We start from the raw sequence: 6542 nt of genomic DNA on the forward strand, positions 1-6542 counted from the left end.
AAAGATGACAACCCAGGCTGTTTCTGGTCGCCGTTATTTCACGAAAGCGTGGCTGATGGAGCAAAAATCGCTGATTGCCCTGCTGGTGCTGATCGCGGTGGTATCGACCATGAGCCCCAACTTTTTTACCGTCAATAACCTGTTCAATATTCTGCAGCAGACCTCCGTTAACGCCATTATGGCGGTAGGGATGACGTTGGTCATACTGACCTCGGGGATCGACCTGTCCGTCGGTTCCCTGCTGGCGCTCACCGGCGCGGTGGCGGCGTCGATCGTTGGCATTGAGGTGAATGCGCTGGTGGCGGTCGCTGCTGCCCTCGCATTAGGTGCGGCGATCGGCGCAGTCACCGGGGTGATTGTGGCGAAAGGCCGCGTGCAGGCTTTCATCGCCACCCTGGTGATGATGCTGCTGCTGCGCGGCGTGACCATGGTGTACACCAACGGCAGCCCGATCAATACCGGCTTTAGCGATAATGCCGATCTGTTCGGCTGGTTTGGTATCGGGCGTCCGCTGGGGATCCCGACGCCGGTATGGATCATGGCGATTGTCTTCCTGGCGGCCTGGTACATGCTGCACCATACTCGCCTGGGCCGTTATATCTATGCCCTTGGCGGTAATGAGGCAGCGACGCGTCTGTCCGGGATTAGCGTCAATAAAGTCAAAATTATCGTTTACGCGTTGTGCGGGATGCTGGCGTCGCTGGCCGGCATTATCGAAGTGGCGCGCCTCTCCTCCGCACAGCCAACGGCCGGGACAGGCTATGAGCTGGACGCCATTGCGGCAGTCGTGCTCGGCGGCACCAGCCTGGCGGGCGGCAAAGGACGCATTGTCGGCACGCTGATTGGCGCGCTGATCCTTGGCTTCCTGAATAATGGTTTGAACCTTTTAGGCGTTTCTTCCTATTACCAGATGATCGTTAAAGCGGTGGTGATTTTGCTGGCGGTACTGGTAGATAACAAAAAGCAGTAACTAAGAACTCTACAGGACATCTTAACTATGAATATGAAAAAACTGGCGACCCTGGTCTCTGCTGTTGCGCTAAGTGCGACCGTTAGCGCGAACGCGATGGCCAAAGACACCATCGCTCTGGTTATCTCTACTCTCAACAACCCGTTCTTCGTGTCTCTGAAAGACGGCGCGCAAAAAGAAGCTGACAAACTGGGCTACAACCTGGTGGTGCTCGATTCCCAGAACAACCCGGCGAAAGAGTTGGCTAACGTTCAGGATTTAACGGTGCGCGGCGCGAAGCTGTTGCTGATCAACCCCACCGACTCTGATGCCGTCGGCAATGCTGTGAAGATGGCGAACCAGGCGAAAATCCCGGTCATCACCCTTGACCGTCAGGCGACAAAAGGCGATGTCGTGAGCCACATCGCCTCTGACAACGTGCAGGGCGGAAAAATGGCGGGCGATTACATCGCGAAAAAGCTGGGTGAAAGTGCGAAAGTCATTGAGCTGCAGGGCATTGCCGGGACTTCCGCGGCGCGCGAGCGTGGCGAAGGCTTCAAACAGGCTGTGGCGGCGCACAAGTTCAATGTTCTGGCCAGCCAGCCGGCCGATTTCGACCGTACTAAAGGGCTGAACGTGATGCAGAACCTGCTGACCGCCCATCCTGACGTCCAGGCGGTGTTCGCGCAGAATGATGAAATGGCGCTCGGCGCCCTGCGCGCGCTGCAGACCGCAGGCAAGTCCGATGTGATGGTGGTTGGATTTGACGGCACTCCGGATGGCGAAAAAGCAGTAAACAGTGGCAAACTGGCGGCGACCGTCGCACAGTTGCCGGAGCAGATCGGCGCGAAAGGCGTTGAGACTGCTGATAAGGTACTGAAGGGCGAAAAAGTGGAGGCTAACTACCCGGTTGAGCTGAAGCTGGTCGTTAAGCAGTAATATGCGATTCGGACTGGCAACGGTCCGAGGGACAATATAAAAAAGAAAAGCAGGGCATGCGCCACCGGATCCCGGTGGCGCGCTTTCCCGGGAACAGAAACGATGAAAACTGCAGGCAAACTTGTCGTCCTTGGCAGCATCAATGCCGATCACATTCTCAACCTTGACGCTTTCCCGACACCGGGTGAAACCGTCACCGGCAACCACTACCAGCTGGCGTTCGGGGGGAAAGGGGCCAACCAGGCGGTGGCCGCCGGGCGCAGCGGGGCGGATATCGCGTTTATCGCCTGCACCGGCGATGACGACATCGGTGAACGCATCCGCCGCCAGCTGGCAAGCGATAAAATCGATGTGGCGCCTGTGCGCGCGGTCGCCGGGGAAGCAACCGGCGTGGCGTTAATCTTCGTTAACGCCGAAGGTGAGAATGTCATCGGTATTCATGCCGGCGCCAATGCGGCATTATCCGTCGCTCAGGTAGAGGCGGAAAAAGCGCGGATCGCCAGCGCGCAGGCGTTGTTGATGCAGCTCGAGTCACCGCTGGAGAGCGTGCTGGCGGCGGCGAAAATCGCCCATCACCATCAGACCACCGTGGTGCTTAATCCCGCGCCAGCGCGTGAACTGTCCGATGAACTGCTGGCGCTGGTGGATATCATTACCCCCAACGAAACCGAAGCGGAAAAGCTGACGGGTATTCGCGTTGAGAGTGACGAGGATGCGGCAAAAGCCGCCGACGTGCTGCATGCCAAAGGCATTGGTACCGTGATGATCACCCTCGGCAGCCGCGGCGTCTGGCTCAGTGCCGAAGGCGAAAGCCGCCGGATCCCAGGGTTTCGTGTGCAGGCTATTGATACTATCGCCGCCGGCGACACCTTCAACGGCGCGCTGGTAACCGCGCTGCTGGAAGGGACCGACCTGCCGGAGGCGATCCGCTTTGCGCATGCCGCGGCGGCGATTGCCGTAACCCGCAAAGGCGCGCAGCCTTCCGTGCCGTGGCGCACAGAGATCGATGAATTTTTAGCGCAACAGGGGTAATGCTTGGCTACGATGAAAGATGTGGCCCGCGTAGCGGGCGTTTCCACATCGACGGTGTCACACGTCATCAATAAGGACCGCTTTGTCAGCGAGGCGATCACCGCCAAAGTCGACGCCGCGATCAAAAGCCTTAACTACGCCCCCTCTGCGCTGGCGCGTAGCCTCAAGCTTAATCAAACCCGCACCATCGGCATGCTGATCACCGCCAGTACCAATCCGTTTTATTCGGAGCTGGTGCGGGGCGTGGAGCGCAGCTGCTTTGAGCGGGGTTATAGTCTCGTACTCTGTAATACGGAAGGTGATGAGCAGCGAATGAATCGTAATCTGGAGACGTTAATGCAAAAACGCGTCGATGGATTACTGCTGCTGTGCACTGAGACCCACCAACCCTCTCCGGAAATTATGCAGCGCTATCCGTCGGTTCCGACGGTCATGATGGACTGGGCGCCGTTTGATGGCGATAGCGATCTGATTCAGGATAACTCGCTGCTCGGTGGTGATATGGCGACCCAGTACCTGATCGATCAAGGGTATTCACACATCGCCTGCATTGCCGGCCCGCTGGATAAAACCCCGGCGCGTCTGCGCCTTGAAGGTTACCATGCCGCGATGGCGCGCTGCGGTCTGCCCGTAGCCGAGGGATACGTGGTGACCAGCGATTTTGAGTTTGGCGGCGGGTTTAGCGCGATGCAGCGGCTGCTGGCGTTGCCGCAGCGGCCGCAGGCGGTGTTTGTCGGTAACGATGCCATGGCGGTTGGCGCTTATCAGGCGTTATACCAGGCCGGGCTGCAGATCCCGCAGGATATGGCGCTGGTGGGTTACGATGATATTGAACTGGCTCGCTATATGACGCCGCCGTTGACCACCATTCATCAACCGAAAGATGAGCTGGGGGAACTGGCCATCGACGTGCTGATCCATCGCATGGCCGACCCGCAGCAAAAACAGCAGCGCGTACAGTTAACCCCGGAGCTGGTGGTCCGCGGTTCCGCTTAGCGTTTGTGCCGCTCGCTAATCAGGTTGCGGCCATCCTTCGCTCTTAACAGCATAAACATCAGCGCCGACACGATGGTTATCACGCCCATGGTAATAAAGGTGTAGTGAAACTGCTCTACGGTGCTGGCGCTGTCAAAACCTTCATAGAAGCGCAGCACCGCAGCGCTGATGGCCACCCCGAGACTGATGGAAAGCTGCTGGGTGACGGCCAGCAGGCTGTTGCCGCTGCTGGCATTGTCATCCGTCAGATCGGCCAGGGTAATGGTATTCATGGCGGTAAACTGCGTGGACATCGCCATCCCCAGCACGAACAGCGGCAGAAGAAGCATCCACAGCGGCATTTCTGGCGACTGCAGCGAGAACTGGGCAATCATAAGGCCAATAAACACGGTGATCCCCACCAGGGTCTTACGATAGCCAAACCAGCGCAGCACCTGGGTAACGGTAGATTTCGCAATAATCGAGCCGATAGCGGTGGGGGCGATCATACAGCCGGCGATAATAGCCGGATAGCCGAAGCCAACCTGTAGCATGAGCGGCATCAGAAACGGCACGCAACCGGTACCCAACCGCGTGGCAAGGTTGCCGGCAATGCCAACCGAGAACGTATGGGTCTTAAATAAAGAGAGCGAGATAAGCGGCGCAGGATGGCGGCGCGCGTGACGGACATAGGCCAGGAGCAATATCAGACTGACGGCGATCACCGCCAGCGCCAGCCATGTCGCCACAATTTTTTCGCCAAACAGTTCAATACCGCTGGAAAATAACACCAGGCTTAAGCCAAATAACAGAAAACCGGTTATATCGAAGCGTCGGCGCGGCGTTGTGAAATTTGGCATGTATTTACGGGCGTACAGAATGCCGATCACGCCGATGGGTATGTTTATCAGGAAAATCCAATGCCAGCTGGCCCAGGTAACAAATACCCCGCCGAGCACCGGACCCAGAATCGGTCCCACCAGTCCTGGCATGGTGACAAAGTTCAGAACCGGCAGCAGTTCGCTGCGCGGATAGGCGCGCAGGAGGGCCAGCCTCGCCACCGGCATCATCATCGCCCCGCCGATCCCCTGAATGACGCGAAAAATGACCAGTTCCGTTAATGAACTGGAGAGCGCGCAGGCGAGGGAGCCGAGAGTAAACAGGCTAACGGCGATGATAAAGACCCGACGCGTGCCGAAGCGATCGGCCAGCCAGCCGCTGACCGGGATCAGCATCGCCACCGTCAGCGTATAGCTGATGATGGCCGACTGCATTGCTAACGGGGAACGATTCAGGCTGTGGGCGATAGCCGGGAGGGCAGTGTTAAGAATGGTGGCATCCAGCGCCTGCATAAAGAAGGCCATCGCCGCAATCCACGGCAGGCCGGCCATGCTGCGCCCTTTTTTTCCGCTCATGCCAAATCCTTGTTATTGATTTACGTGGTGGGGGGCGTTTAGCAGCGCCTGGCAGGCAAGTAAGGCACCCGGCGCATCACTGTTGAGAATGGCATCGACAATCGCCTGGTGGAGATCGAGCTTCACCACTTCATTTTGCGTAATTGATGTGAAGTAAGTGTGGTAGACCGAATGAAATAAAGAAGCGAATGAGCTGAGGAAAGGATTACCGCTCATTTCATAGATATGTTCATGCCAGGCCATATCGACTGCTATCCAGCGATCGCGCTGAAAATGGCGTTTCAGGGCAATCATCTCTTCCATTAGGGTATTGAGCTGCGCTTTCTGCTCTGCGGTGCCGTGGGCGGCGGCGAGAAAACAGGCCTGTGGCTCCAGGCTGCTGCGCATGACGAGAAAGTGGCTCACCACCTCTTCGAAGTTATCTTCTGTTAGCCACCAGGAGAGGAGCTCTTTATCAAGGAAGTTCCAGCTGCTGCGCGGCATGACCCGGGTGCCAATGCGAGGGCGGGGCAGCAGCATGCCTTTTGCAGTGAGTGTCTTCACCGCTTCGCGGACGGCGGTACGACTCACGCCGAACTGCTCCCCTAACTCCATTTCGCCGGGAAGAATGCTTTCCGGCTGATATTCGCCAGTCAGTATTTTTTGGGCGAGCTTCTCGGCTAGTACCCAGGAGATGTTCTTTTGTGCCGCCAGTTGCTGTGCGCTTAAAGACATAAATGCCGTTCCTTTCTTTTCTCTACTCTAACAGTATGCCACCAGGCGCCCCGTTTCGTCGGTTAAAACAGCAAAACGGCGGTTTTTTGCGACATTCCTCGCCGCATTGTTGAAAAAAGAGACGGTTGAAAAGTTTTTTTGCATTTCCCCTTGTCACCTCGGAATTACTCCCTATAATGCGCCTCCACTGACACGGAACAACGGCAAGCAAGCCGCCGGGTCAGCGGGGGTCCGGTGAGAACCTCGCAGAGAAAAGCAAAAATAAATGCTTGACTCTGCAGCGGGAAAGCGTAATATGCACACCCCGCGCCGCAGCGAAAAACGAAGCGGCACTGCTCTTTAACAATTTATCAGACAATCTGTGTGGGCACTCAAAGTGACATGGATTCTTAATGTCTTCGGACAATAAATGAATACCAAGTCTCAAGAGTGAACACGTAATTCATTACGAAGTTTAATTCTTTGAGCATCAAACTTAAATTGAAGAGTTTGATCATGGCTCAGATTGAACGCTGGCG

Annotated in this window: 6 protein-coding genes; 4 read left to right on the forward strand and 2 right to left on the reverse strand. The window is 56.7% G+C overall.

Translation table 11 applies throughout. The features are described from left to right. Positions 1-4 precede the first annotated feature (4 nt). The 4 genes from rbsC to rbsR all read left to right on the forward strand — a co-directional run bounded on the left by rbsC (position 5) and on the right by rbsR (position 3916). Positions 5-970, forward strand: coding sequence for a ribose ABC transporter permease (gene rbsC, locus ACQUTP_RS23765; protein WP_004202322.1), 966 nt, complete (start codon positions 5-7; stop codon positions 968-970). Positions 971-997: 27 nt separating this feature from the next. Then, positions 998-1888 carry a ribose ABC transporter substrate-binding protein RbsB gene (rbsB, locus tag ACQUTP_RS23770; RefSeq protein ID WP_004202323.1) on the forward strand — a complete coding sequence of 297 codons (891 nt, stop codon included), beginning with the start codon at positions 998-1000 and terminating at the stop codon, positions 1886-1888. Positions 1889-1990: 102 nt separating this feature from the next. Next, on the forward strand, positions 1991-2920 hold the full coding sequence (gene rbsK, locus ACQUTP_RS23775) for a ribokinase (RefSeq protein ID WP_004202324.1): 930 nt from the start codon (positions 1991-1993) through the stop codon (positions 2918-2920). A gap of 3 nt (positions 2921-2923) precedes the next feature. Further along, positions 2924-3916 carry a ribose operon transcriptional repressor RbsR gene (rbsR, locus tag ACQUTP_RS23780; RefSeq protein ID WP_004202326.1) on the forward strand — a complete coding sequence of 331 codons (993 nt, stop codon included), beginning with the start codon at positions 2924-2926 and terminating at the stop codon, positions 3914-3916. On the opposite strand, the gene mdtD is transcribed toward rbsR, so the two are convergent. Together mdtD and ACQUTP_RS23790 are read right to left on the reverse strand one after the other, a co-directional pair. Next, a complete protein-coding gene (mdtD, locus tag ACQUTP_RS23785) occupies positions 3913-5310 on the reverse strand; it encodes a multidrug transporter subunit MdtD (protein WP_004202328.1) in 1398 nt (465 codons plus the stop codon). The two genes, rbsR and mdtD, sit on opposite strands and share 4 nt — an antisense overlap. Positions 5311-5322: 12 nt before the next feature. Further along, positions 5323-6024, reverse strand: a complete 702-nt coding sequence (locus ACQUTP_RS23790; RefSeq protein ID WP_004202329.1) for a FadR/GntR family transcriptional regulator — start codon at positions 6022-6024, stop codon at positions 5323-5325. Between the last annotated feature and the right edge of the window lie 518 nt (positions 6025-6542).

The sequence above is a fragment of the Klebsiella sp. 2-CIP_Kleb. genome (genome assembly GCF_050378715.1).
Lineage (GTDB): Bacteria > Pseudomonadota > Gammaproteobacteria > Enterobacterales > Enterobacteriaceae > Klebsiella > Klebsiella quasipneumoniae.